Raw genomic sequence first — 23,056 nt, 5'->3', positions numbered from 1 at the left:
CTTCGACTCAACGCAAAAAAAGCCTCAACGCTCTTCGATGGGAAGGAAGTAGAGCCCTCGAGGCGCAAGATGCGCATGACGCTAGTGGTGAGTTGTTTGCGTTGGTGTTCAATCCTCCAGCCTGAACACCAACGCCTTCAACCCGCATTCAACATCGGCATCGGGAAACTCTGGCGGATTGTCCAGCCGTTGCTCGAAACGCAGGCTCGGTGCTTCTCGGGTGACGCCGTCGATGAGGAAGTCCGCACCGAACGCCGGATCGTTCATGCATGCCAGCACTGTGCCCTGGGGGCTGAGCAGTTCCGGCAGTCGGCGCAGCACGCGCTGGTAGTCTTTGGTCAGCAAAAAACTGCCTTTCTGAAAGGACGGTGGGTCGATGATCACCAGGTCGTAAGGGCCTTTGCCGATCACCTTGCCCCAGGACTTGAACAGGTCGTGACCGAGGAACGTCACCTTGCTCAGGTCGTGGCCGTTGAGCCGGTGATTGTCTCGGCCACGGCTCAAGGCCGGGCTGGACATGTCCAGATTGACCACGTGCGTCGCAGCCCCTTCGATGGCGGCTACCGAGAATCCGCAAGTGTAGGCGAACAGATTCAGCACGCGCTTGCCCTGGGCATTGGTCCGCACCCAGTCGCGGCCGTAACGCATGTCGAGAAACAGGCCAGTGTTCTGTTTACGTCCCAGGTCCACCCGGTAATGCAGGCCGCCCTCGGTGATCGTCATCTCGTCGATCGCGTCCCCCAACAGCCACTCGGTGGTGCTTTGCAGCAGGTAGCGATGTTGCAGCAAGAGTGTATGCGCGCCGGATTGCATCCACGCAGGCGATTGGGTGAGGTCCATCAGCTTCTGTTTCAACGCTTGCAGCTGTGACGCTTCAGGTTCTTTGAACAGCGACACCAGCACCACGCCCTGCAGCCAGTCGACGGTTAATTGCTCCAGCCCCGGCCAGCACCGGCCACGGCCGTGGAACAGCCGGCGGGTTTCAGCGGGGGCCGCTGCCAGGGCTATCAGTAAATGGTCGTGGAGGGTGGAGAGAGCGTCAGCGTTCATCGGGCAGGGCCAGCCATTTGTTGGGGCGGCATTTTAACCACAATTGAGCCAAGGGCGGACCACGCAAACCTGGGGGAGCAAGCTCACTCGCGCAGGGTATTGGGGTAGTTATCACGTTTAATTTAACTTTACGTGAGGATTTGGCGATCTTTAGGCCCACATACTCGGCTCCATCGATCAACCGCCGGGAGCCCATCATGTCGCAGTTACCTGCTCCACCCACGGTCAGCAGCCATCCCCGTTGGCTACGGCTGACCCATTGGCTGAACGCTCTGGCGGTGCTGGTCATGGTCACCAGCGGTTGGCGAATCTATAACGCCTCACCGCTTTACGACTTCAGCTTTCCCAAAACGATCACCTTGGGTGGATGGCTCGGAGGCGCATTGCAATGGCATTTCGCGGCGATGTGGTTTCTGGCCATCAACGGTCTTGTCTACCTGATCATCAACCTCGTCAGTGGTCGTCTGAAGCGGCGCTTCTTCCCGGTTTCGCCTAAAGGTGTCCTGCATGACCTGTGGGCGGCGTTGAAAGGGCGGTTGGGGCATGCCGATCTGAGTCATTACAACCAGGTGCAACGGGTGGCGTACCTGTTCGTGATGGTCGACATCACCCTGCTGGTAATTTCCGGCCTGGTGTTGTGGAAGTCCGTCCAGTTTCCTCTGTTGCGTGAACTGCTGGGCGGTTATGAAGGCGCACGGCACGTGCACTTCATCGCGATGTCGCTAATGGTGGCCTTTGTCGCGGTTCATCTGGTGATGGTCGCACTGGTTCCCAAAACGTTGTGGGCCATGATTGTCGGTCGCAAGGAGGTCGTATGAAAAAGCGCATTCAAGTCTCAGGGCTGGACGAGTCGTCCATCCTGACGGATGCCAGGAAAATCATTGCCCCACAGATCGAGGACCGCTCACGACGCTCGTTCCTGATGCGCAGTCTGACGCTCGGCGGCGTGGCCATGTTGTCCGGCTGCAACCTCACCGACAACGAGAGTGTCGACACTGCGTTGTCCTCCATGTCCCGGTTCAACGATCGGGTGCAGGGCTGGTTGTTCAACCCCAATACCCTGGCGCCGACCTATCCCGAGTCAATGATCACCCGGCCGTTTCCGTTCAATGCCTTCTACGGCATCGACGAGGCACCGACGGTGGAGGAAGAAAGTTATCGGCTGGAAGTGACCGGCATGGTCGCCGACAAGCGCAACTGGCGCCTGGAAGAACTGCGCGCCATGGCCCAAACCGAACAGACTACCCGACACATTTGCGTCGAAGGCTGGAGCGCGATCGGGCGCTGGGGCGGCGTACGGTTCAGCGACTTCCTGAAGCGGGTCGGTGCCGACACGGATGCCAAATATGTCGGGTTCAAATGCGCCGACGACTACTACACCAGCATCGACATGGCCACCGCACTGCATTCGCAAACCTTATTGTCGCTGACTTATGACGGCGCGGTGCTGCCTCGCCAATACGGCTTCCCGATGAAGCTGCGTATGCCCACCAAGCTGGGCTACAAGAATCCCAAACATATTCAGGCGATTTTCGTCACCAACACCTATACGGGTGGCTACTGGGAAGACCAGGGCTACAACTGGTTCGGTGGCAGCTGATGGCGCCTGGCTACTTCACTGCGTAGCACTCGCTGCGCTCATTCGCAACCTACGCTTCAAGGAGTTTCATCATGAAAAAATTAGCGACCACCGTACTGTCCATGTGCCTGGCATTTGGCGCCGTCAGCGTGTTTGCCGCCGATGCAACAACCAATAACGGCATGAGCAACGACAGCATGAGCAAGGATTCAATGTCTAAAGATGCCATGCACAAAGACGCGATGAAGAAAGACTCCATGTCCAAAGACTCCATGTCCAAGGATTCCATGAGCAAGGACGCGATGAAGAAAGATTCCATGTCCAAAGACTCCATGTCCAAGGACGGAATGAAGAAGGACGCGATGTCCAAGGACACCATGAAAAAAGACGCTCCGTCGAACTGATCGGCACACCCGTCTTCGAGGCCAGACCCTGGATTTCAGGCACCCATACAGCTCTGTATGGGTGCCTGATTTCATCTCCCGGTTGTATCAAAAATGAATTTGCGCCGAGTCCGCTGCTCATACCTGATAGGCAGCGGATTTAAGCGCGCGAAATCATTTGGGCAATCAGGGAGTGGCACAGTCATGAGACCCATATCGAGGGCGGGCGATCATCTCCTTGGCGGGTTGATTCTTGTGGTTGAGGACGACCCGTTGATCCTGGAGTTTCTCTGCGAAATTCTTCAGGAGGAAGGCTTTGTGGTTGAACCGCAGACCAGCGCGGATGCCGCGTTGAAGTATCTTGAGCAACACTGCGAGGGCGTCCGTCTATTACTCACGGACATCACCATGCCGGGCAAACTCAATGGCGCGGACCTGGCCAATCTGTTTGGCGACCGCTGGCCCGACAAACCGATCATGATCATGTCCGGTTTCGAAACGCCGGCCAGCTCCGGGGTGAGGCATTCGGTGTCGTTCATCAAAAAACCATGGGTGCTTGGGCAGTTGCTGGACTGTGTGGAAGGTGCCTTGAAGTCCAAACGTACCCTGTAGGGTCTGCCGCAGCTCTGGGGAGACGGTCATGGCGCGTAAATATGTCGACTGCCGCCGCTCAGCATGCGGTCAATGTTCACAAGCACACCGACTCACCGTAACTGCGCGCTCAAATGAAGACGATGTTTCACGACGGCCAAGAGTGTCAGGTTTATTGTGTGCGGGCCGTTAACGGCCGCGTTCGACAGCTCATCGCAAATGCTACATTGCTCGGCGAACCCGCCTGACACTTGCGAGAGGAAGCTTCCCTTGTCTGCTCAAAAATCTGGCTTCAATACCCCTTACCGGGCTTTTCTGTTTGATATGGATGGCACCGTCCTCAATTCCATTGCTGCTGCCGAGCGGATATGGTCGGCCTGGGCCTTGCGCCACGGCGTCGATGTCGACTCATTCCTGCCCACCATCCATGGTGTTCGCGCCATCGACACCATCAATCGCCTGGCGTTGCCCGGGGTGGATGCCGAGGCTGAAGCGGCGTTCATCACCGAGGCGGAAATCGAGGATGTCGAGGGGATCATCGAGGTGCCTGGCGCGGCGAACTTCCTGAAGTCGCTGCCCGCCAACCAGTGGGCGATCGTCACTTCGGCGCCGAAAGCATTGGCGCTGCGGCGGATGGCCGCAGCGGGTATCGCGCAGTCTTTGGTGATGGTCACTGCCGAAGACGTCAGTGCAGGAAAACCCGACCCCGCGGGCTATCGACTGGCGGCCAAGCGCTTGGGCGTTGAACCGGTCGATTGCCTGATTTTTGAAGACGCCACCGTGGGTATTCTCGCCGCCGAGGCGGCGGGCGCCGGCCTGATCGTGGTGACCGCTACCCACGACCATCCGCTCCAGACCCCGCATGCCACGCTCGCCAGCTATGAATTAGTTGTCACGCTAGTGGACCCCGACGGGCATGTCCGCCTACAGAAAATCTGATGTGGATGGCTAATAACCCCCGTATTCGTTGCCGAACTGCGCCCTTAACAGCCCTTCTTCGGAGTAAATGCGAGCGATCAGCGTCACCGCGACTGCAACGGGGGCCTGCACCAAGGCCACAAGAGGGACGCCTGCGAAGCCCTGCGTCAGACGCTGTCAGGCGTGTTCGGCAATTCCACGGCGGCACCGCGTTGTCGCTGAAGCGGTAGCCGCCGGGCAGGGTGAACTAAGCTTGGATCAGGACCGTTCATACTTAAGGCGCTCTGCCATGCTTCGCCGCTACCGTTTCAGTCTTCATTGCCCCGCAGTTACGCCTTGCTGGACGAGGATGGCTCTGGCCAGGTCTTCGTCGCTGGCGTTGAGTCCAGGATTTTCCTGACGAATCTGCTTTAAGTACGACTCCAGATAAACACCACGAATAGCGCCACCACTGGCAACGAAGCTGGAGGCGTCATCTCGGGCCGGAATCACCCGTTTGTCATCCTTGAACGTCGAGTACAGCGATGCGGAAACCCCGGCTGACGTGGCGACATCGCCCGCATCCACTTTGGCCATCGCGGAGCCGATGGGTAAACACAGCAAAAGGGAAGAGATGATCATCAGACGGCGCATGACGGTGTCCTCTGAAAACGTGAAGCAAAAAGGGAGTACCTCATCTTTTAGGATGCGTGGCGGTCCCCAGGAGTTCCCTGTCGATGCGTTAACAGTCAAACACCGGCGCCTGAAGAAACTCAGCCCCGCGCCGCACATACCCCGCTGGCGTTACCCGATAACAGCCTGCAACCGACCTACAGTGGCATCCGCCTAAAAATCACCGGACCGACTGAGCGGGCGAGCGACTTTGTCATCAGTGGGTCGCCCGAGCATGGTGTGCCTGGGCTGGTGAACCGGTTCGGAATCGAATCACCGGGCTTGACCCGTTGCCTGGCGCTGGCCGATCGGGTGGTCGAGGCGTTTTCCGACCGGTAATCAGCGTTTGCAATGCCGCTCGCCCTGAGCGCTATGCTTGGCAGAGCGCCCATCACAGTGGGAGAACTCTACTGATTAACGTACGCACGGCCCGCCTGCTTACCGATTACAAGCGCGGGGCCAATCAACGCCTCTTTGACAGCCTGGCTGCCTTGCCACCGGGTGAGGTCAATAAAGAACGCGTGTCGGTGTTCAAGAACATGATCGGCATGCTGAACCACCTCTACGTGGTGGACTGCATCTGGCAGGCTCACCTCGAACCGAACTCGCTGAATTGTGTCTGGCGCAAAAGGACATCGATCATTGGTACTGCGACTGGAGCGAACGGCAGACCGATGAATGGCTGGGTCAGCCCGTCGAGTTCGATCTTCCCGCGTGTTGCGGATGTCTTGGACGTTGCCAACCTGGTGGCTTACATTGCCTCGCCGTTGTCGTCGACAGCATGGCGATCTGAACCTTATTGATTGAGAGCGATATTTCATGGCTACAGCATCAGCATTCATCGACATCCCGGCGACCGCCGACCAGGTTTGGCAATTGATTGGCGGCTTTAACTCACTGCCGGACTGGCTGTCGTTTATTCCCAAAAGCGAGCTAAGTGAAGGCGGCCGGGTACGTAGCTTGAAAACGGCGGACGGGGCGGTGGTGGTTGAGCGGTTGGAGGCGTTTGATAACGCTGGGAAGACTTACAGTTATTCGATTTTACAGGCGCCGTTTCCGGCTACTGACTATCTAGCGACTATCAGGGTTGAAGCGCAGGAGCAGGGCGCGCGAGTGACGTGGTCCGGGCAGTTTGCACCTGTCGGTGTGAGTGACGAGGAAGTGGTGGCGCTGTTTACCGGCATCTATCAGGGCGGTCTGGAAGCCTTGCGCGCCAACTACCCGGCTTGATCCTGTACTGATCGTTCCCACGCAGCATGGGAACACCAAAGCCGTCTGCGTCGCTTGCCTGTTTACCGCCCTGAACATCAAGAAAATGGTGTCGCTGAAACAGGGCGCCTCGCCTTTCTGTAGTGAGTTTGATTGTGAGCCTGTCACGGCGGAGCGTGAAATCTCCGGACGATCGGACAGGGTTGGCCGACGATCGGGCAGGACGTCAGCGTTGCCCGGCGCGATAGTTGGCACACAGGGTCTGCCGACCCTGTCATCAATGACAAGAATGAGCGGTTGCCATGCCGAAGTTCGTCATAGAACGCGAGATGCCAGGTGCTGGAACACTGTCAGAAAGGGATTTGAAAGCGGCTTCGCAAAAGTCCTGCAGACGTTGCGCGACTTGCCAGAGGTGCAGTGGCAGCAGAGTTATGTCACCGGTGACAAGCTCTACTGCGTGTACATCGCGCCCAATGAAGCGTTGATCAAGGCACACGCCAGGCAGAGCGGTTTTGCGGCCAACCGCATTGCCCAGGTCACGGCCATCATCGATCCCACCACGGCCGAATAAGCCGGGTTGCGTTCCAACCCGCAACGGAGCGGAATTCATGAGTACACCCATTGATCTTACTGCCTTGAAAAACCGTCAGATGGCCTCTTGGGCCAGTGGCGACTATGCCGTGATCGGCACCACGTTGCAGATCGTCGGTGAGCATCTCGCCGAGGCCTGCGACCTGCTTTGCGATGAGCGCGTGCTCGACGTGGCCGCCGGCAATGGTAACGCGACGCTCGCCGCCGCGCGCCGTGGCTGCCACGTCACCTCCACCGACTATGTGGCCACGCTGCTGGAGCGCGGCGAAGACCGGGCCAGGGCAGAACGCCTGGAAGTGATGTTTCAAGTGGCCGACGCTGAAGCCTTGCCGTTCGAGGATGCCAGCTTCGATGCCGTGCTTTCGACGTTCGGTGTGATGTTTACACCGGACCAGCCCAAGGCCGCCGCCGAGCTGGCGCGGGTCTGTCGCCCCGGAGGGCGGATCGGCCTCGCCAACTGGACGCCCGAAGGTTTTGTCGGTCAGATGTTCAAGACCCTCGGCCGCCACCTGCCGCCACCGCAAGGCGTCCAACCGCCTTCGCAGTGGGGCACCGAAGCCTGGTTGCACACGCAGTTCGACGAACGTGATTTTCTACTGCAGGTGACGCGCAAGATTTTCAACTTCCGTTACCGCTCGGCCGCGCATTTCATCGATACGTTCCGCACCTGGTATGGCCCGGTCCACAAAGCCTTCGCGGCGCTGCCTCCCGAAGGCGCCCACAGGCTGGAAAGCGACATGACCGAATTGATCAACCGCATGAACAGGGCGGGAGAAAAATCGCTGGTGGTGCCCAGTGAATACCTTGAAGTGGTGATTACGCGGCGTTGACCTGGCAGCACTAAACCCAGTGGGAGTGAGGTTGCCCCCACAGGGTTTAGTGCTGTCCGGTAGGTCAATCAATCAATCATCCAGCCGCTCGGTGTACACCACCCAAACACTGCACGGCATTTTGTACAGCAGATGCTCCACCGTGCTGCCGATCAGCCGGCCCATACCGCGATGGCCGATCCGGCCCATGACAATCACGTCAACGTCATAGGCATCGGCATAACGGGTGAGGACCTTGGCCGGGTTGCCCATGATCATGTGCCGCTGCTGCGGCGCGATGCCGTTGCGCTCGGCCAGTTCGTTGAAGGCATCCTCCTGGTAATCGAACACGGTCTTGGCCTTGCCCGACGAGAAGAACGCCGACCCGTTGTCGAAGCCGAATTCGTCAGCGCTGATGGATGAAAGGTCATAGGCGTAGACCACATCGAGATCGGCATTACAGGCGCTCGCCAGTTTCGTCGCCTCGTGAAGGATTTTGTCGTTGAAGGTTTTGTAATGGTCATCGCGATGAAAGGGGTCGACCGCCGCGATGATTTTTCGCGGCAAAGCGTGCACTGCGTGGCTCACGAAATGCAGCGGTACCGGGCATTCGCGCAACAAATGCACATCAATAGGGGTAAAGATCAACCGCGACAGCAGCGATTGATGCTCCAGTGTCTTGATCAGCACATCCATCGGCTGCTCTTTGAGGTGAATCAGGATCTCTTCCAATGGGCGTTCGACCCAGGCCACTTCGGTGGTGACGTTCACCCCGATTTTGCGCAAGGGACGGGCCTGTTCCTCAAGCCATTGGCGGTGGCGCTCGACGTAGCCCACGCGCATCTGTTCCAGAGCCTTTTCGTTGACCAGACTGGCGGTCGCCAGGCCTTCAAGGTAATCGAAGGCGACGATGTGCAGCGCTGCGTCTTCGGCCTTGGCCAGCGCAGCGGCCCTGTCGAAAGCAGGGCTGTGTTCCATCAGCGGTGATGCAACCAGCATGAAGCGGGATTGACCAGACATGATGAACCTCCCGTGGATTAGCCGCCCGACGTGCGGCTCGTGCGACGTACATCCAGTCTCTAAGTATTGACCATGATCGACCTCCCGTCCGTAAACCGGGCGGTGGATGAAGGTTCGGCGGCCGAGTTGGCCGCGTGCGAGGATATCCAGAACTGGTATTTGGGGGCCGAGGGGCAGGGCACGCTTGAACGCTAACTACACATGACGCTAACGGCCTTCGCGGCGCGTTGCAGTTCTTGTTTTACGTCGACCGGTATCCGCTGTTTCACGAGTCGTTGCTCGAGGAATGTCTGATCGCCTCGGGTATCAACCTGAGCGTCAATAGCCGCATCTTCTGCTTCTATGGTGGCCGCGTGGGCCTCGATGACCGAATCGACCTCAGCGTCGCTCTTGGCGGCGTCGAGCGCACCAATGAGTGTCGCCACTTCATCCTCTTCAGCCTTGCCGTAGGCTTCTACAGACAGTCCGGCAACCAACGCCCGGGCTCGGATTTCTACGCCTTTGAGCGTCTGCTTGGCCTGTCCGCACAGCATGTCCTGTTTTTGCCTTTCGACGATTTTCCATTGGAAAAATCCATACGTCATCGTGCCAATAATCGCTACGGTGATACCACCGATCAGGATCCGGCTCATGGTTAACGACGTGAAAGTCTGGGGATTGTGAGTTCGGTGGACATCGTTTCATTCTCTATTCGAGGAAATGAAAGCGTAGCACCGGAACCGGCCCAGCCCCGTAGAAGACTGAGCGCCTCCTTCCTGCTACTGGGTTCGACGTCGTTAACACTGTTATCGCGGTTCATATCACTGACCTCCATTGAGCGAACGTTGGATTCAATGCCATGGCTGAGTTCGAGTTTTTTGTCGGCCTCAATCAGCGTGGGCAACGAAATGTACCGGCGGTCAGACGGCCTGAATTTTCCCTGATGACGGTACTCCACCGCCCGAGGAGCAGTCGCTCCTTAATAGCGGTGTAATCCGCTGGGGGAACACGTAATGCCATCGGTCGAAGATTTCAGGATCCAATCACACGCTTTCCTGATCGAGCTGGACGCTGCAACGATGGGCATGATGACGCTGGTCTCTTCCAAATGTGTTTCAGGACCCGCATGGGAAGAGGCGACCAAACGGCATCACGATGCTTACGAAACCTGGAATGCCTTTCTTAATGCCTCTGCTTCAAACACTGAGTGACGTCGGTTAACCGGGCCAAAACGCGACTACTCCATTCTGACGGCGCTTCTACTGGGTCTGGAAGAAAAACTGGCGTCATGAAATAGACGGCTGGCGTCGCCCCATGTCGCTTGCAAAGTCGCGGCCTTGATCTTTACTAGTCACTGAACGTGAGAGCGTTACTCATCAAATATGTCTTTCATATCAAGCTTTAAGCACGCCTCTTGACGTTCCGCCCTGATCTTTTTCTGACCTACCCAAAAGAACGTTCAAAGGATGACGAAGACATGAAAGAGAACGTGGTGGCAGTTGTCCGCAAACTCATATCTCCTTCATTGCGGTATGAGATAAGAAACGCTTCAAACTGGTTGCGGGACATCCTTGGACGTGCGTGTTTCTGGCGCTGGGAGATTGCCAGGTTCAGAGTGCAGAACGAAAGTCCTTACGAAATCCTCTATATCGGAAGGAAAAAGAAGCGGGAGATGGCCAAGCTTCTCATCAGGGGAAAGTCCCAGGGTGATTCCCCGATGGTCGACGGCGAGCCGGAGCCTGGCGCGTCGAATCATGTGGTAGTGGTCAGTGAAATGCCGACGTCGGGCGCCTTGTTTGTACCCCTGTATCTGAGTGCCGTCGTACCGCTGGGGCGATCCATTGAGGAGATCACCACAAAATACGATAGCGAATTGCGTCGAAATATACGCAAGAACCGACCGCGCTACCGAATGGTCCAGACGCTGTTGGATGAAGAGATTGAAAAGGCAGACAGGGAAATGCTTCGACCTTATGCCACGGCAAGGCAAGGCATCCACGCTGCGCAATTTGCCACGCAGGAGGTCTTCAGAATAGCCAAGACTGTCGGCCGGCTCGACCTGATCATGCTGGAGGACGAGGTTGTTGCATGTCACCTTGGCTGCGTAATAACCCGGGGCGGAAAGCGCTACTGGAGCACGCTACGTTTCGGATATACCGAGGCGATTTTTTCAGATGCCAAAAGACTGCGTGAGGTCAACTCGATTACCACCTTCATGGCACTTGAATGGGCGATAGAAAATGGCTTCGATTACTACGACATCGGTCTTTGCCTGGCACGGCCGGATGACGGACTTCTGAAATGGAAAAGAAGGCGCGGCGGCGATATTGATTCCTTGGGAAACCACGCTTATATGTTTGTCCGGCTGCCCAAGACAGGGACAGCCAAGTTCCTCTGGGACACGCCGCTATTCGCTGTCGAAGGAAAGGAGTTGACCCTTCACCTCGGCTTGCCGGACGGGCCAAGCGATGAGGAGGTCGCCAGCCGTTATCACGAAATGGTATTTGGCGGGCTGCACAAAATTTATCTTTATTGCGCCAAAAGCTCGGGCGAACAGTTTCTTGAAACCTTGCGTAGTCGCTACGCCAGTTTGCAGGCCCCACCCATTATGAAAAGGATTGCATCCAGCTGAGCAGTTTCCAGAACTGAAATAAATAGAGCGCTTCGCGTCTGATTATTGACCCTGTCCCGCAGGGAGGACTTTTCATGGAAAGTGATGTCTCGCCAATAAGTACTGCGATCACTGGCAATCGAAAAAAATGGACCCTGGCCGCCTACAGGTATATGGCAAGAAAAAGACTCGCACAAAAGGCAGAGATCAACTTAAAAAGCGTGGCGGCGAAAACCTGGGATATTGCGCCGGGAGGGACATCGTATTCTCCGCCTGCATTCTTCCTGCCCAATCAAATGGACCGTGTCACAGGATGGGAGGCGAAGCGCTTTTATCCTTTCGAGCATCCCGCTCGCACAATGGAAGGGCTGGGCAACGTAGTACAAGGCCCGACACGTGGCTACCTGATCAAGGATGTCTGGCTGATCGATGGGGCGCTCTACAAGAACAATGCAAGTCACTGGTTGTCTCTCAAACCCGGTTTGTTTCCGCGAATTCTCGTGGAAAACGAGATCGAGCGCGGTGCCGCCTACTGCACGCAAAATGGAAACACATGGTTTGGTACATGGTTAATGGAGGACTGCCCGACCTATTCATTGGCATGCGACGAAGGCGTCCCGATAACCACCGCGCCATCCGCCAGGTTTCCTCTATTTACCCAGGCCCCCGCTTATGAGGACTGGTTCGGTATGAAGCCGCTTCGCTTGCGCAGTGCGTTTTTTCGTGAGCTCGTGCTGTTCGACGATGTGAGCAACAATCAAAACAGGCACTTACGTTTCCGTGCCATGGGTGAAAAGCTACTGTCGCACGTGAGCTATGCGCCTCACCCTGGCGTGTTCATTCTCCGGGGTGGGGACGGCGACTTGCGCTTTTTGCGCAATGAAATGGAGCTCGCTGAACATCTGCGCAAGCGTAGGGGATTTAGCATAATCAACCCTTTGAAAACCGATGTCCCGACCATCGTGGCGACGTGTGCCGGGGCGCGGACCGTGGTGGGGGTCGAAGGGAGCCAGCTCGTACATGGTGTCAATGTACTGCCGCAGGGTGGTTCGCTGCTGGTACTGCAGCCACCGAACCGTTTCGTCAGCTACTTCAAATACCTGACGGATCGCGACAACCAGAACTTTGGCTTTGTGGTTGGAACGCCAGAGGGCGATGGCTTCAGAATCGACATTCAAGAGGTTGAGCGCACACTGGACCTGTTCCCTTCCTGATGGGTGATGGTGCCTCCGTGCGATTCACCGTATCAGTGCTCTTTGACTTTCTTGATGCGCAAGATAATCAGCGCAAGGATGGCGATCGCGAGGGGCGTCATGGCCAGCATCGCCTCTCGCGGGGCCACCTCGACACCGAGCAGGTGCAACCCTGAGTAGCCAAGCTTGAGCAGGTTCAGCAGGTAGTAAGTAATGGCGATAATCGACAGACCTTCCACGGCTCGCTGGATCTTGATCTGTGCATCGGCGCGGGCGTTCAGGCTTTTGAGAATTTCCGAGTTCTGTTCTTCCATTTCCACCTGAACCCGCGCTTGCAACAGGTCGCCCAGGTTGGCCACGCTTTTGGCCAGGTGCTCCAGGCGTTGTTCGGTGGCGGTGCAGTACCTGACGGTGGGTTTGAAACGGCGCTCAATGAACACCCCGAGGCGCTGGCAATCGCCGACGTGACTTTCCCGCAATTCGCCCAGGCGCTCGTACACGAGTTGGGCATAGGCTTGGGTGGCACTGAAGCGGTGGCGGGTTTTCGCGGTGTTGCTCACCACTTGCGCTGACAGGTTGGAGATGTCCGCCAGCAGCGCTTTCGCGTTGCCGCTGTCAGCGTCGGCGTTACGCTCGGAGAGGATGACCAAGGTCTTGTCAAAGACATCAAGTTGCGCGCTCAAGGTCTTGGCTGTGGTTAACGACAACGAGGCCATCATGCGGTAGGTCTCGATTTCCAGCAGACGGCGGATCATCCGCCCTTGGCGGTAAGCGTTGAGGCGCCGGTTGACGAACAGGATGTGGTTGTTGCCGTCCTCGCTGAGACGAAAATCGCTCCAGACCACCGCATCGCCACCACCTACGCAGGAGCCGCACGGGTCCTTGAAGCCGTAGCCTGCGAGGTCCAGATCGGCTTCGCCACGCACGACGATCTGCACCGAGTTGATCAGCTGCGGCAAATGCGCGTCGACTTGTTGCGCGAGCACCTCGGGCAGCGATGTCCAGGACACGTCATCGCAAGAGGAAGTGACCACCAGGGTCAGGGTAAAAAACTCGGCGTGGCGTTCCCATTTCAGGGCGTGGCCATCGAGTTGGGTGATGCCTTGGGCGGCATGAGGATCGATCGGAGCAGGGCAGCAGCGCTCCAGCAGTGCATTGCACGCCATGTCCCCGCCGAGGAAGGCCAGATGAAATACATGGGCCGGCTCGTCGAAATACAGTGACGGCCGCGCGTGCAGTTCGTTGTGCAGGGTTTGTCTTTGCGGATGCATGCTCTTCACGCCATTGATCGACTGCTGTTGTAGGTGGGACAGGTCGATGAACTAATGAGTCACACGCTCAAAAAAGGCGCCTTGTAAATTGTGAGTCAGGCGCCAAAAACACAAGAAACGGGCTACGTGTTGCTTGATTGCTCTCTGATCTGAGTCAGGCTGAGTCGGGGGGTCAAGGCTTCAGGGTCGACTCTGACCTCAATCAAGGATGGCCGGGATATTTCAAGGCAGCGCTCAAACGCTGGCGCAAATTCCGACGTAGCAGTTACCACCTCGCCATGCAATCCGTAGGCCTGGGCCAGTGCGGCGAAATCCGGGTTGCGCAGTTCAGTGCCTGACACGCGTCCAGGGTAATTGCGTTCCTGGTGCATTCTGATGGTTCCGTACATTCCGTTGTTGATCACCACGAAAATCACATTGGCCCCATATTGCGCGGCAGTCGCTATCTCCTGACCGTTCATCAAGAAGCAGCCATCACCTGAAAACGACACCACCACTCGGTCCGGGCAAGTCAGTTTGGCGGCCACCGCCGCAGGAACGCCGTAGCCCATAGAGCCATTGGTAGGGCCTAGCTGTGTGCGGTACTGGCGGAACTGATAGAAGCGTTGAAGCCAGACGGCATAGTTTCCGGCACCATTGGTCAGGATCGCGTCGTCCGGAAGACTGCGGTTCAACCACCCAATGATTTCCGCCATTTGCACATCGCCAGGGGAGGGCGAGTGTTGCAGATTTTCGCGGTAGTTTTTGTTCAGGGTGCGCGTCCATTCGCTCTTTATTAGGCAGGTCGCCGCCGGAAGTTTTGCGGCTGATTTGGCAAAGGTCGACAGGCTGCTGTTTATCGCTAACGCAGGTTGGTAAACCCGTCCCAACTCCTCGATGCCTTGGTGAACATGGATCAAGGTTTGCTTCGGTACCGGGATGTCCAAGGCAGCATATCCACCCGTTGAAACCTCGCCCATTCTGGAGCCCACGACCAACAGCAGGTCGGCGTTTTTTACTGCTGAGGACAGCTGCGCTGACGCGGCGAAACCAAGATCACCGATATAGTTTGGGTGTCGATTGTCGAACAGGTCCTGGCAGCGAAAGGAGGCGGCAACCGGGATATTTTGCTGTTCAGCAAAAAGCCGTATGTCGTGCACTGACTTGGCATCCCAACCGCTTCCCCCCAGCACCATCAATGGCCGCTCTGATCGCTCGAGCAGTTGCTGCATGGCGGCAATTTGCTCGACTGCCGGGGTCATCAATACGCGTTTGAAAGGCCCGGCATCACTGACTTCCGCCATTTCGGTCAGCATGTCTTCTGGCAGTGCGACCACGACAGGCCCAGGCCTGCCATTGACCGCTCGGTGGAACGCCTGGCTGATCAGTTCGGGAATTCTGCGGGTGTCGTCTATTTGCACGACCCATTTTGCCAAGGGGCCAAACATCTGGCGAAAATCAACTTCCTGAAAGGCTTCGCGATACTGTTGATCGCGAGCGACCTGGCCAATGAACAGAATCATCGGCGATGAATCCTGGAACGCAGTGTGAACGCCAACCGAGGCGTTCGTTGCACCCGGGCCTCGGGTCACGAAGCAGATGCCAGGCTCTCCAGTGAGCTTGCCGTAGGCTTCGGCCATATAGGCCGCCCCACCTTCCTGGCGGCACACCACCAGATCGATTTCTTCTTGCACGTCATGCAATGCGTCGAGCACCGCTAGGTAGCTTTCCCCCGGAACACAAAAAGCTCTTTTGACGCCATGGATGCGTAAGGCATCCACCAATATCTGACCTCCGCTACGACGAGAAATGGTTTTATTCATTGTTATCTCCTGAGTCGAATGGTGCGGTGTGAAAGGGTGAATGACGCTCTTTCTGACAGGGACTGACTCGGTCAATTGGAAGACCAACGGCTAACGACTGCGCCACGAATTCTGAGCATCATCGAATAGGGGTACAAACGATGATTGCTCAGCACTTCATTCCCTCAGCTATTGAAGTCGGACTTCACGTCGCCCAGTGACTTTTTTATGCTGCCGCGCGCTTCAGTCATGGCTAAAAATCGTGAAATTGCAATTTCACACGACTACCGACTAATATACGATCCATATACATTTCATATTGGATTAATCAGTGGGTATCGTAAAAATTTCAGAAGCCATGCACGAGAACCTGCGCGTCGCCAGCGATGCGTTGAGTTGATCGATCAACGCACAAGCCGAGCACTGGATGCGCATCGGGATGCTTGCGGAGTTACATCCCAACCTGGACCACAGCGACATCTGCCGTTTGCTGATTCGTGCCGAACTGGCTGGCGGCCTCGATGTAAAACAGCTATGCGCACTGGCCGATTTTTCGCAAAGCACCCGGGTTGATGCAGCATCAGGAGTCAAGCAATGAAGGCCAATATCACGCTCAATACGCAGGCAGAAATAGCCATGTCTCGTGTTGCGGGCACGCTGGCCGCCGAGGTCCTGGCGATGATTGCGCCGCATGTCAAAGCGGGGGTCACCACCGACGAACTTGATCAGCTCTGTCACGACTACATCGTCAACGTGCAGAAAGCCATTCCGGGCAATGTCGGCTATCACGGCTTCCCGAAAACCGTGTGTGCATCGGTCAACCAGGTGGTCTGCCATGGTATTCCTTCGGCCACGCCACTAAAGGATGGCGATATCGTCAATATCGACATTGCCGTTATCAAGGAGGGTTGGTACGGCGACACCAGTCGCATGTACTTCGTGGGTGAGCCCGGCCCGGATGCCCGACGCTTGGCTGAGACGACCTATGAAGCGATGTGTGCCGGTATTCGCGTCGTCCGCCCCGGCGCTACCCTGGGTGACATCGGCCATGCCATTGAGAAGGTGGCTGAAAGAGACGGATTCAGCGTCGTGCGTGAATACTGCGGTCACGGTATCGGCAAGGTTTATCACGATGAACCGCAGGTCCTTCACTACGGCTACCCCGGCCAGGGGCTGAAACTGAAAGCCGGCATGATCTTCACCATTGAACCCATGTTGAACGCTGGCAAGCGCCATGTAAAAACGCTGGCTGATGGCTGGACCGTGGTCACCAAGGACCACTCACTTTCGGCTCAGTGGGAGCATATGGTCGCAGTCACTGACGACGGCTTCGAGGTTCTGACCCGTTGGCCCGATAGTGTCGATGGGTATCCCGCCATCGTTTAGGCGCGCTTGCGAGTGACATAAAGTTACGTCACGGCTTTGCGCAGGCCTGATCAATCGCAAAATGGCGCTAGTGCTTTTGAAACGTCTGCAGTTAGCATTGAGGTTTATCAACGCACCCAACGACCTGTTGGGTAACGTAACCGAGTAGGTCGAACATTGATCGAGCGACGCCAATTTAGCGGAGGCATGAAGGGGAAAAATCTCCGCTATTTGAATGAGAGCCCCAACGAGAAAACTCAGACGGTTCGGGCAGGATTTCTGTTGCTTGAGCATTTCTCGCTGCCGGCCTTCACGCAAGCACTGGATACGATTGTCACCGCGAATCTTCTGCGACCCGGATTGTTCTCTTCCCGAACGTTCGGCTTGACCGATGAGGAAGTCGTCAGTGACTTGGGCCTGGTTATTCGGCCGGATACCCGTTTCGATGGCTCAACGATCCAGAACCTGGACCTTCTGGTCATTTGCGGCGGCTACAGGACCGAACTCAAAGCGACGGATGAGCTCGTTTCCCTATTGAGGGCTGCATCGGACTTGGGCGTCAGTCTGGCCGGGTTGTGGAATGGCGCATGGTTCTTGGGGAGGGCAGGTTTGCTTGACGGGTATCGTTGCGCGATTCACCCCGAACATCGCCCCGCACTCGCGGAAATCGCCAAGGCGACGCATGTCACCAGTGAGCCCTATGTCATTGATCGAGACCGGCTCACGGCTTCCAGTCCCTCGGGGGCATTCCACATGGCGCTGGACTGGATCAAAGGACTGCACGACAAAGCACTGGTCGAAGGTATCGAGGACATTCTTGCTTTCGAGGAGTCGCGTTATCGGCGCATAAAACCGACTGAAAATATCTGTGTGAGCGCGCCATTACGCGAGGTGGTGAAGCTGATGGATGCTAACCTCGAAGAGCCTCTGGAGTTGGAGCAGTTGGCGGTTTACGCCGGCCGTTCGCGTCGCCAACTCGAGCGCTTGTTCAAGGAACAACTGGGCACAACGCCGCAACGGTATTACATGGAGCTGCGAATTACCGAAGCGCGTCGACTCCTCCAGCACACAGAACTGTCCCAGGTGGACGTGTTGGTTGCATGTGGCTTTGTATCGCCCAGCCACTTCAGCAAGTGCTATAGCTCGTACTTCGGATACAGGCCTTCCAAGGAAACGCGGCTCGTCAAATAGAACGACTTTTTGAGTCTGTGTTGACTCGTGATTGGCGCAGATCTGCGCAATCACCCTTAATGCCAGGATCACCATGCGCCAAGGTAAGGCTTACCCGAAATCCTTCAAACCCAGGTTGTCCAAGAGTGCGAACGACCCGGGGTCTGGCTGGTTGCTCGTCGGCTGAACCAAGGGGCGTTCCACTGGCCAGGTATTCGCCATGGCTCTGAAATGCAGTTGGATTGCGAGCAACTCTGCCTTGGCAAACGGGTGAGCGAAATCGATCAGTTGCTGCCACATGCAAGGCGTGATGGGCGCACGCCTACAGAGCAGAATCGTATGGGCCAGGAGAAATGCTGTCTAAACCAGCGACTTTTGAATTTGATGATCAAATGTATCTAGAAAATCGTGCATGCTGATTTCTCCGAGATCGACAGATTTAGCGCCGCCGGCTGCAATAAAGGTGACATCAGTGATACCGAGGACGTTCAGGATCAATTTCAAATATTGAGTCGCAATGTCACGGTCTCTAATCGGGGAGTCGTTGGTGTATACACCTCCCGAGGCGAGCAGCACCGTTGCCTTTTTACCGGTCACAAGCCCTTTACCATCGAAGCCCAAGGTCAGGCCTTTACGTACCACGTGATCCACCCACGCCTTGAGCGCCGCCGGGACGTTATAGTTGTAGACCGGCGTTGAGATAAGCACGTGATCGGTTTCCATCAACTCGGCCACAAGCTCATCGGATAGCTGCAATACGGCTTTCATTTCAGGCGAATGTTGGGTTTGCGGGGTGAAATAAGCCTGTAACCAGGGTGCCGTCACGAACGTAAGCGCCGTGTCCGTTAGATCCCGGATTTTGATGGAGCCCCCAGCGTGTGAAGCTTCCCATGCGGCCACAAATCGGCGAGTGAGCAGCCGGGAGATTGAAGCATCCCCACGTGGGCTGGTTTCAATAGTGAGAAGTCTGGTCATGAATGTATCTCCTGCGCGGTGACGCGGCGGTATGTTTTGCGTTGTCGCTTTGGGCGATGTGCGACACACTCTACCCAATGCGATCTATATGCAGGAGTGATGTAAATATGATCGAGTCCATCTATTTAAGTGATAGGGCATGATCGGGAATCTCAGCTTGGATCAGTTGCGGATCCTTGTAACCATTGCTGATACAGGCAGTTTCTCGGCAACGGGACGTTATCTGCGGCGTGCCCAATCGGCTATTAGCCAGTCGATTGCCACACTGGAGTCCGTTCAAGGTGTGAGGCTGTTTGATCGCAGCGGCCATCGTCCAACGCTCACTGAGGTAGGTAGAGTGCTGGTGGTTCAAGCGCGCGCAGTGCTGGCAAGCGCTGCCCAGTTTGAAGCCATGGCCGCAAGTACGGCTGCGGGGGTTGAGCCGGAGCTGGCTCTCGCAATAGACCCTTTAGTCCCTAGTGCACCGCTCATCGAAAGCCTGCGCACTCTCCGTGAGACTTTTCCGCATCTGGCAGTGAGTTTTTCTACAGAAGGCTTAGGCGGCGCAGAGCGCCGGTTGCGCAACGGTGACGCGGCACTGGCGCTTTGCACATTGATTCCGACAGTGCCCGACGATGTCACCGCGCTGCCAATGTTCAGCGTCGATTTGAGGCCAGTAGTAGCCAGCGGGCATCCCCTGGCTATGTTAGGCCGTCGGGCAACAAGTGCTGACCTCAAGCCTTATGTGCAACTGGTACTTTCCGATCCGGTTTTCCCCGAAGGCCCGAGCTATGGGGTGACGGGCAGTCAGCCGTGGCGGTTTGTAGATTTGGCTCGGCGGCTGGATTTTTTGCTCGCCGGGTTCGGTTGGTGCCGAATGCCAGAGCATCTGATTACAGATCATCTGGCTTCAGGACGCCTCGTACCTCTTGAGTTAACCGCCGAACTTCAGCGCACACCAGACACACTTACGATCTACGCCGCGCACATGCAAAATCGCTCTTTAGGGAAAGCAGGCCGATGGCTTCTGAATGATCTGACCCATCGTCTGTGCAGGTGATGATACGAAGATGACTAACGTCAGCGGTTTGGTTATCCCGTTGGCCAAAGGGCTGGGTAGATGACTTGGCCGGACGGATACCGTTTTCGATTCATTGCCTATTATGTTTTGGTTACGGACGGCGGCTCGCCCGGTAGGTATATCGACAACCAATCAACAGAAACAGGGTGATCAGGCCGAGGGCTAGCCCACGAGTAATCACCGGTTTAACCAATGGCGCAGGGTTATCTTCTTCGCAGGCTGCGCTATCGGCTTCCGCGACGGTGATTTGCCCGTAGTCTGTCAGGTGCCGCTTTTCGTCATTCAGGATCGCCGCCTGTTGTTCCAGATCTAAAGCCTGATACTTCCAGAGCGTTGGCGATCCCTCTCGGCAATAGGTGAACGTTTTAGGGGTTGAAGCGGCAATAATACAAGCGTCGTTGATGCCCCGTTTTTTCAACGTATCAGTAGCTGACCTTGTGAAGTCCAGGTCGAAGGCGGGAATAACCCCCGTCGCAGAAACCGCGACCGAAACCAAAAGGCTGCCCGCGACGCAGATAGTTGAAATTTTCAAGGTAGGGTTTCCCTTGTTGTTCAGTTGTTTTTTGATTTGCGCGCGGAGCGTGGCCAGCCTGCTTTTAATGAACGTTGGCAACTAATAAGCCTGATGGCTTTGGCGGGCGAAAGTCCCCAACCTTGGGGGGATTCCTGAAAGTGGGGCGGTCTGCCGTCCAGTTGCTTACCACAATCAATACCCTGTCAGGTCCTGCATAAACGCCATGTTCGTCACCAGGCTTGCGGTCTGCATCAGCAGCCGCGGTCGTCTGCCAAGCATCAGGCATAAATACTCGAAGTTGCGCAAAGACGGCCTGGTACCGCAAATATGCCAAAGCAAGGCCCGGGCCAACAGCCAAGTATTTCGACGAGACCGATGACTCGGGAGGCGTCACTCGCGCAGCTTTCGCGCCTCGCCTCGTCTTCGACGCAATAACTCGTCTGCGCTCTTGCAGACAGGGAAATCCCTGCTTAACTCTGAATATATGGTCAGTCGGTGACTCATTGGTCACTGTGGCCATCGGAGCACCCTGCGTGACGCTTGAAAATCACTCTGAGTTATTCATGTCTTGGCTTGGCACTTCGCGTTCAGGTCCACGTGTTCTGCTGTCTGCGATAGGGCCCTGTGGGCATCCCTCACGCTGTGCGTTTAGTCCAATGGGTTCAAGGAAGTAAATGTCATGATGCCGAAAACTGCCATCGTCGAGATCTGCGGGAAGTACCAGGTTTATACGGAGCACTATCTCAACACTGCCGCTGACAAGACCATCATTCTGGTCAACGGCTCACTGGCAACGACCGCGTCTTTTGCCCAAACGGTGCGTTACCTGCAGCCGCGATTCAATGTGGTTCTCTACGACCAGCCCTACGCCGGTCAGTCGAAGCAACACAACCACCACGGCCAACCGATCCGAAAGGAAGACGAGGCAGCGATATTGCTGGATTTAATCGAGCACTTTGGTGCGCACCACGTGCTGTCCTTTTCCTGGGGCGGTGCGGCGACCTTGCTGGCGCTGGCTCAGCGGCCGAGACGAATCGAGAAGGCGGTGATCAATTCATTCGCAGCGCGTATCAATGCACCGATGCGCGATTACCTGGAGAGCGGCATGAACCACCTCCAGGCTTGCGACCGCCTCAATGTCGGTCGCTTGATCAACAGCACGATCGGCAAGCACCTGCCATCGCTGTTCAAACGCTTTAATGACCGCCATGTCAGAAGCCTGGCCGAGCACGAATACAGGCAGATGCATTTTCACGTCAATGAGGTGCTGACCCAAGACACCCATTGCTACGTCGCCTGTGCCGCTGCCATCGAAATACCGCTGCTGTTTATCAACGGCGAATGGGATGAGTACACCTCGGTCGAAGACGCCCGACTGTTCGCCGATCATGCGTCTCAGTCCCGGTTTCATACCATCAAGAACGCGGGGCACTTCCTCGATATGGAACATTCGGCGGCCTGGCATGACACCCGACAGGCCTTACTCGGTTTTCTGGATCCGGCTTGCAGGAGGCAGGGCCGTGTTGCCTCAGATATCCAGGTCAATCACGTATGAGCCATTAAATTCCGGATTTTCATTAATGCCATTTTTTGCATAGCCCCGGGCATTGCAAATGACGCGAGTTTTGCCCACCCGATAGTCAAAGCTCCCATGAGTATGGCCATGCAGCCAAAGTGCCGGCTGCCAGACCTTGATTCGGTCTTCGAGGTCTGAAACAAAACTCGCGTTAATCGGCGAATGCTCAAACAGCGGGCTTATGCTCAATCGTGTCGGCGCAAAATGGGAAACCACCACCGTGGGAGTGGTGCTGTCGCGGTTGAAGCAGTCTTCCAGCCAGGCGACTGTCTGTAAAAAAATCAATTGGGACACTGCCGGGCTGAACAGGTCTGGAAAGTCTGGCGAGATTTTTATGTGAGTGAAGTCCCGCATGAGCTTCGTAGCCAGATCAACACCCTGTTCCCGATCCCCTGCAGAATCGAAAAGGCGATAGTCAGACCACAGGGTGCAACCCAAAAACCGCACGCCGTTGTGGACATACTCCGAACGTTCCAAAACGTGAATATGTGTGCTTTCCGACAACCTGTTCAAGTGCTCATAGGTAGAGATCAGGTCGCTGCCATAAAACTCGTGATTCCCTGCCACGTACACGATCGGAACAGGGCATGATTTGGCCCACTCAATGGCCTTGGCCGGTCGGGAGATGTCTCCAGCGAGGACGACAATATCGGCCTCCACATCGGGGAAAGGTAACGCGTTGACGGACAAATGGATGTCTGACAGCAAGGCGATGCGCATCGATCGACTCCTACTTGTTTTGGAGGGTGATGAGAACAGT

The 23,056-nt window shown here is 56.3% G+C and carries 24 protein-coding genes and 4 pseudogenes; 19 read left to right on the top strand and 9 right to left on the bottom strand.

Annotated elements, in window-relative coordinates; translation table 11 throughout:
• Window positions 1-108 precede the first annotated feature (108 nt).
• Window positions 109-1,050, bottom strand: a complete 942-nt coding sequence (locus ACXPVS_RS08800; protein ID WP_458509579.1) for a class I SAM-dependent methyltransferase — start codon at window positions 1,048-1,050, stop codon at window positions 109-111.
• 197 nt (window positions 1,051-1,247) lie between these two features.
• Here ACXPVS_RS08800 and ACXPVS_RS08795 point away from each other — a divergent pair, with 197 nt between their 5' ends.
• From ACXPVS_RS08795 to ACXPVS_RS08775, 5 genes are all read left to right on the top strand, one after another.
• Window positions 1,248-1,868, top strand: coding sequence for a cytochrome b/b6 domain-containing protein (locus ACXPVS_RS08795; protein ID WP_458509578.1), 621 nt, complete (start codon window positions 1,248-1,250; stop codon window positions 1,866-1,868).
• Window positions 1,865-2,650 carry a molybdopterin-dependent oxidoreductase gene (locus tag ACXPVS_RS08790; protein ID WP_458509577.1) on the top strand — a complete coding sequence of 262 codons (786 nt, stop codon included), beginning with the start codon at window positions 1,865-1,867 and terminating at the stop codon, window positions 2,648-2,650. Before ACXPVS_RS08795 ends, ACXPVS_RS08790 begins: the two co-directional genes overlap by 4 nt.
• 71 nt (window positions 2,651-2,721) lie before the next feature.
• Window positions 2,722-3,033 carry a pentapeptide MXKDX repeat protein gene (locus ACXPVS_RS08785; RefSeq protein WP_458509576.1) on the top strand — a complete coding sequence of 104 codons (312 nt, stop codon included), beginning with the start codon at window positions 2,722-2,724 and terminating at the stop codon, window positions 3,031-3,033.
• Window positions 3,034-3,216: 183 nt separating this feature from the next.
• Window positions 3,217-3,624, top strand: coding sequence for a response regulator (locus ACXPVS_RS08780; RefSeq protein WP_458509575.1), 408 nt, complete (start codon window positions 3,217-3,219; stop codon window positions 3,622-3,624).
• Between the two features lie 249 nt (window positions 3,625-3,873).
• Entirely contained in the window at window positions 3,874-4,542 is a 669-nt protein-coding gene (locus tag ACXPVS_RS08775) for an HAD-IA family hydrolase (RefSeq protein ID WP_458509574.1), read from the top strand.
• A gap of 294 nt (window positions 4,543-4,836) precedes the next feature.
• Here the strand turns inward: ACXPVS_RS08775 and ACXPVS_RS08770 are convergent, their stop codons facing one another.
• Window positions 4,837-5,154: a DUF2388 domain-containing protein gene (locus ACXPVS_RS08770; protein ID WP_458509573.1), complete on the bottom strand. Its 318-nt coding sequence runs from the start codon at window positions 5,152-5,154 to the stop codon at window positions 4,837-4,839.
• Window positions 5,155-5,301: 147 nt separating this feature from the next.
• On the opposite strand from ACXPVS_RS08770, the pseudogene ACXPVS_RS08765 reads away from it, so the two are divergent.
• The 5 genes and pseudogenes from ACXPVS_RS08765 to ACXPVS_RS08745 all read left to right on the top strand — a co-directional run.
• A pseudogene (locus ACXPVS_RS08765) lies at window positions 5,302-5,511 on the top strand (FAD-dependent oxidoreductase); the annotation flags it as partial.
• A 71-nt stretch (window positions 5,512-5,582) separates the two neighbouring features.
• Window positions 5,583-5,875 (top strand): annotated as a pseudogene (locus ACXPVS_RS08760) (DinB family protein); the annotation flags it as partial.
• A 116-nt stretch (window positions 5,876-5,991) separates the two neighbouring features.
• Window positions 5,992-6,402 carry an SRPBCC family protein gene (locus ACXPVS_RS08755; RefSeq protein WP_458509572.1) on the top strand — a complete coding sequence of 137 codons (411 nt, stop codon included), beginning with the start codon at window positions 5,992-5,994 and terminating at the stop codon, window positions 6,400-6,402.
• Window positions 6,403-6,683: 281 nt separating this feature from the next.
• Window positions 6,684-6,952, top strand: a pseudogene (locus ACXPVS_RS08750) (DUF4242 domain-containing protein).
• A gap of 37 nt (window positions 6,953-6,989) precedes the next feature.
• Window positions 6,990-7,802, top strand: coding sequence for a class I SAM-dependent methyltransferase (locus ACXPVS_RS08745; RefSeq protein ID WP_458509571.1), 813 nt, complete (start codon window positions 6,990-6,992; stop codon window positions 7,800-7,802).
• A gap of 72 nt (window positions 7,803-7,874) precedes the next feature.
• Here ACXPVS_RS08745 and ACXPVS_RS08740 read toward each other — a convergent pair whose 3' ends face one another.
• Window positions 7,875-8,801, bottom strand: coding sequence for a universal stress protein (locus tag ACXPVS_RS08740; protein WP_458509570.1), 927 nt, complete (start codon window positions 8,799-8,801; stop codon window positions 7,875-7,877).
• Between the two features lie 72 nt (window positions 8,802-8,873).
• On the opposite strand from ACXPVS_RS08740, the gene ACXPVS_RS08735 reads away from it, so the two are divergent.
• Window positions 8,874-8,996, top strand: coding sequence for a hypothetical protein (locus ACXPVS_RS08735; protein ID WP_458509569.1), 123 nt, complete (start codon window positions 8,874-8,876; stop codon window positions 8,994-8,996).
• Here ACXPVS_RS08735 and ACXPVS_RS08730 read toward each other — a convergent pair.
• On the bottom strand, window positions 8,993-9,433 hold the full coding sequence (locus tag ACXPVS_RS08730) for a hypothetical protein (RefSeq protein WP_458509568.1): 441 nt from the start codon (window positions 9,431-9,433) through the stop codon (window positions 8,993-8,995). The genes ACXPVS_RS08735 and ACXPVS_RS08730 overlap by 4 nt on opposite strands.
• Before the next feature lie 360 nt (window positions 9,434-9,793).
• Between ACXPVS_RS08730 and ACXPVS_RS08725 the strand changes: the two genes are divergently transcribed.
• The 3 genes from ACXPVS_RS08725 (at window position 9,794) to ACXPVS_RS08715 (ending at window position 12,605) form a co-directional block, all read left to right on the top strand.
• On the top strand, window positions 9,794-9,991 hold the full coding sequence (locus ACXPVS_RS08725; protein WP_458509567.1) for a hypothetical protein: 198 nt from the start codon (window positions 9,794-9,796) through the stop codon (window positions 9,989-9,991).
• Between the two features lie 266 nt (window positions 9,992-10,257).
• On the top strand, window positions 10,258-11,412 hold the full coding sequence (locus tag ACXPVS_RS08720; RefSeq protein WP_458509566.1) for a hypothetical protein: 1,155 nt from the start codon (window positions 10,258-10,260) through the stop codon (window positions 11,410-11,412).
• Between the two features lie 74 nt (window positions 11,413-11,486).
• Window positions 11,487-12,605: a glycosyltransferase 61 family protein gene (locus tag ACXPVS_RS08715; RefSeq protein ID WP_458509565.1), complete on the top strand. Its 1,119-nt coding sequence runs from the start codon at window positions 11,487-11,489 to the stop codon at window positions 12,603-12,605.
• A gap of 32 nt (window positions 12,606-12,637) precedes the next feature.
• On the opposite strand, the gene ACXPVS_RS08710 is transcribed toward ACXPVS_RS08715, so the two are convergent.
• On the bottom strand, window positions 12,638-13,855 hold the full coding sequence (locus ACXPVS_RS08710; protein WP_458509564.1) for a DUF3422 domain-containing protein: 1,218 nt from the start codon (window positions 13,853-13,855) through the stop codon (window positions 12,638-12,640).
• Between the two features lie 122 nt (window positions 13,856-13,977).
• Window positions 13,978-15,657: a thiamine pyrophosphate-binding protein gene (locus tag ACXPVS_RS08705; protein ID WP_458509563.1), complete on the bottom strand. Its 1,680-nt coding sequence runs from the start codon at window positions 15,655-15,657 to the stop codon at window positions 13,978-13,980.
• Window positions 15,658-15,967: 310 nt separating this feature from the next.
• On the opposite strand from ACXPVS_RS08705, the pseudogene ACXPVS_RS08700 reads away from it, so the two are divergent.
• From ACXPVS_RS08700 to ACXPVS_RS08690, 3 genes and pseudogenes are all read left to right on the top strand, one after another.
• A pseudogene (locus tag ACXPVS_RS08700) lies at window positions 15,968-16,234 on the top strand (ParD-like family protein).
• The gene (gene map, locus ACXPVS_RS08695; RefSeq protein WP_458509562.1) at window positions 16,231-17,022 is read left to right on the top strand and encodes a type I methionyl aminopeptidase; all 792 of its coding nucleotides are present in this window, start codon (window positions 16,231-16,233) and stop codon (window positions 17,020-17,022) included. The pseudogene ACXPVS_RS08700 and the gene map overlap by 4 nt, the downstream one beginning before the upstream one ends.
• A 186-nt stretch (window positions 17,023-17,208) precedes the next feature.
• Complete coding sequence (locus ACXPVS_RS08690) at window positions 17,209-18,192, top strand: GlxA family transcriptional regulator (protein ID WP_458509761.1); 984 nt, start codon at window positions 17,209-17,211, stop codon at window positions 18,190-18,192.
• Between the two features lie 339 nt (window positions 18,193-18,531).
• Here the strand turns inward: ACXPVS_RS08690 and ACXPVS_RS08685 are convergent, their stop codons facing one another.
• A complete protein-coding gene (locus tag ACXPVS_RS08685) occupies window positions 18,532-19,146 on the bottom strand; it encodes an FMN-dependent NADH-azoreductase (protein ID WP_458509561.1) in 615 nt (204 codons plus the stop codon).
• Between the two features lie 157 nt (window positions 19,147-19,303).
• Here ACXPVS_RS08685 and ACXPVS_RS08680 point away from each other — a divergent pair, with 157 nt between their 5' ends.
• Window positions 19,304-20,185: a LysR family transcriptional regulator gene (locus tag ACXPVS_RS08680; RefSeq protein WP_458509560.1), complete on the top strand. Its 882-nt coding sequence runs from the start codon at window positions 19,304-19,306 to the stop codon at window positions 20,183-20,185.
• Between the two features lie 112 nt (window positions 20,186-20,297).
• On the opposite strand, the gene ACXPVS_RS08675 is transcribed toward ACXPVS_RS08680, so the two are convergent.
• A complete protein-coding gene (locus ACXPVS_RS08675) occupies window positions 20,298-20,819 on the bottom strand; it encodes a hypothetical protein (protein ID WP_458509559.1) in 522 nt (173 codons plus the stop codon).
• Between the two features lie 580 nt (window positions 20,820-21,399).
• Here ACXPVS_RS08675 and ACXPVS_RS08670 point away from each other — a divergent pair.
• The gene (locus tag ACXPVS_RS08670) at window positions 21,400-22,275 is read left to right on the top strand and encodes an alpha/beta fold hydrolase (RefSeq protein ID WP_458509558.1); all 876 of its coding nucleotides are present in this window, start codon (window positions 21,400-21,402) and stop codon (window positions 22,273-22,275) included.
• On the opposite strand, the gene ACXPVS_RS08665 is transcribed toward ACXPVS_RS08670, so the two are convergent.
• Entirely contained in the window at window positions 22,249-23,016 is a 768-nt protein-coding gene (locus tag ACXPVS_RS08665) for a metallophosphoesterase (RefSeq protein WP_458509557.1), read from the bottom strand. The two genes, ACXPVS_RS08670 and ACXPVS_RS08665, sit on opposite strands and share 27 nt — an antisense overlap.
• Between the last annotated feature and the right edge of the window lie 40 nt (window positions 23,017-23,056).

Source organism: Pseudomonas sp. Ma2-10, assembly GCF_054330215.1.
This window is presented reverse-complemented; position numbering and strand designations above follow the sequence as displayed.

Bases quoted from the DNA above. Each gene is read 5' to 3' on its own strand.
- ACXPVS_RS08720 (WP_458509566.1), top strand. From the start codon at position 10,258: ATGAAAGAGAACGTGGTGGCAGTTGTCCGCAAACTCATATCTCCTTCA.
- ACXPVS_RS08690 (WP_458509761.1), top strand. From the start codon at position 17,209: ATGAAGGGGAAAAATCTCCGCTATTTGAATGAGAGCCCCAACGAGAAA.
- ACXPVS_RS08685 (WP_458509561.1), bottom strand. From the start codon at position 19,146: ATGACCAGACTTCTCACTATTGAAACCAGCCCACGTGGGGATGCTTCA.
- ACXPVS_RS08735 (WP_458509569.1), top strand. From the start codon at position 8,874: ATGATCGACCTCCCGTCCGTAAACCGGGCGGTGGATGAAGGTTCGGCG.
- ACXPVS_RS08745 (WP_458509571.1), top strand. From the start codon at position 6,990: ATGAGTACACCCATTGATCTTACTGCCTTGAAAAACCGTCAGATGGCC.
- ACXPVS_RS08795 (WP_458509578.1), top strand. From the start codon at position 1,248: ATGTCGCAGTTACCTGCTCCACCCACGGTCAGCAGCCATCCCCGTTGG.
- ACXPVS_RS08730 (WP_458509568.1), bottom strand. From the start codon at position 9,433: ATGAGCCGGATCCTGATCGGTGGTATCACCGTAGCGATTATTGGCACG.
- map (WP_458509562.1), top strand. From the start codon at position 16,231: ATGAAGGCCAATATCACGCTCAATACGCAGGCAGAAATAGCCATGTCT.
- ACXPVS_RS08800 (WP_458509579.1), bottom strand. From the start codon at position 1,050: ATGAACGCTGACGCTCTCTCCACCCTCCACGACCATTTACTGATAGCC.
- ACXPVS_RS08780 (WP_458509575.1), top strand. From the start codon at position 3,217: ATGAGACCCATATCGAGGGCGGGCGATCATCTCCTTGGCGGGTTGATT.
- ACXPVS_RS08705 (WP_458509563.1), bottom strand. From the start codon at position 15,657: ATGAATAAAACCATTTCTCGTCGTAGCGGAGGTCAGATATTGGTGGAT.
- ACXPVS_RS08715 (WP_458509565.1), top strand. From the start codon at position 11,487: ATGGAAAGTGATGTCTCGCCAATAAGTACTGCGATCACTGGCAATCGA.
- ACXPVS_RS08740 (WP_458509570.1), bottom strand. From the start codon at position 8,801: ATGTCTGGTCAATCCCGCTTCATGCTGGTTGCATCACCGCTGATGGAA.
- ACXPVS_RS08785 (WP_458509576.1), top strand. From the start codon at position 2,722: ATGAAAAAATTAGCGACCACCGTACTGTCCATGTGCCTGGCATTTGGC.
- ACXPVS_RS08710 (WP_458509564.1), bottom strand. From the start codon at position 13,855: ATGCATCCGCAAAGACAAACCCTGCACAACGAACTGCACGCGCGGCCG.
- ACXPVS_RS08790 (WP_458509577.1), top strand. From the start codon at position 1,865: ATGAAAAAGCGCATTCAAGTCTCAGGGCTGGACGAGTCGTCCATCCTG.
- ACXPVS_RS08670 (WP_458509558.1), top strand. From the start codon at position 21,400: ATGATGCCGAAAACTGCCATCGTCGAGATCTGCGGGAAGTACCAGGTT.
- ACXPVS_RS08770 (WP_458509573.1), bottom strand. From the start codon at position 5,154: ATGCGCCGTCTGATGATCATCTCTTCCCTTTTGCTGTGTTTACCCATC.
- ACXPVS_RS08665 (WP_458509557.1), bottom strand. From the start codon at position 23,016: ATGCGCATCGCCTTGCTGTCAGACATCCATTTGTCCGTCAACGCGTTA.
- ACXPVS_RS08755 (WP_458509572.1), top strand. From the start codon at position 5,992: ATGGCTACAGCATCAGCATTCATCGACATCCCGGCGACCGCCGACCAG.
- ACXPVS_RS08725 (WP_458509567.1), top strand. From the start codon at position 9,794: ATGCCATCGGTCGAAGATTTCAGGATCCAATCACACGCTTTCCTGATC.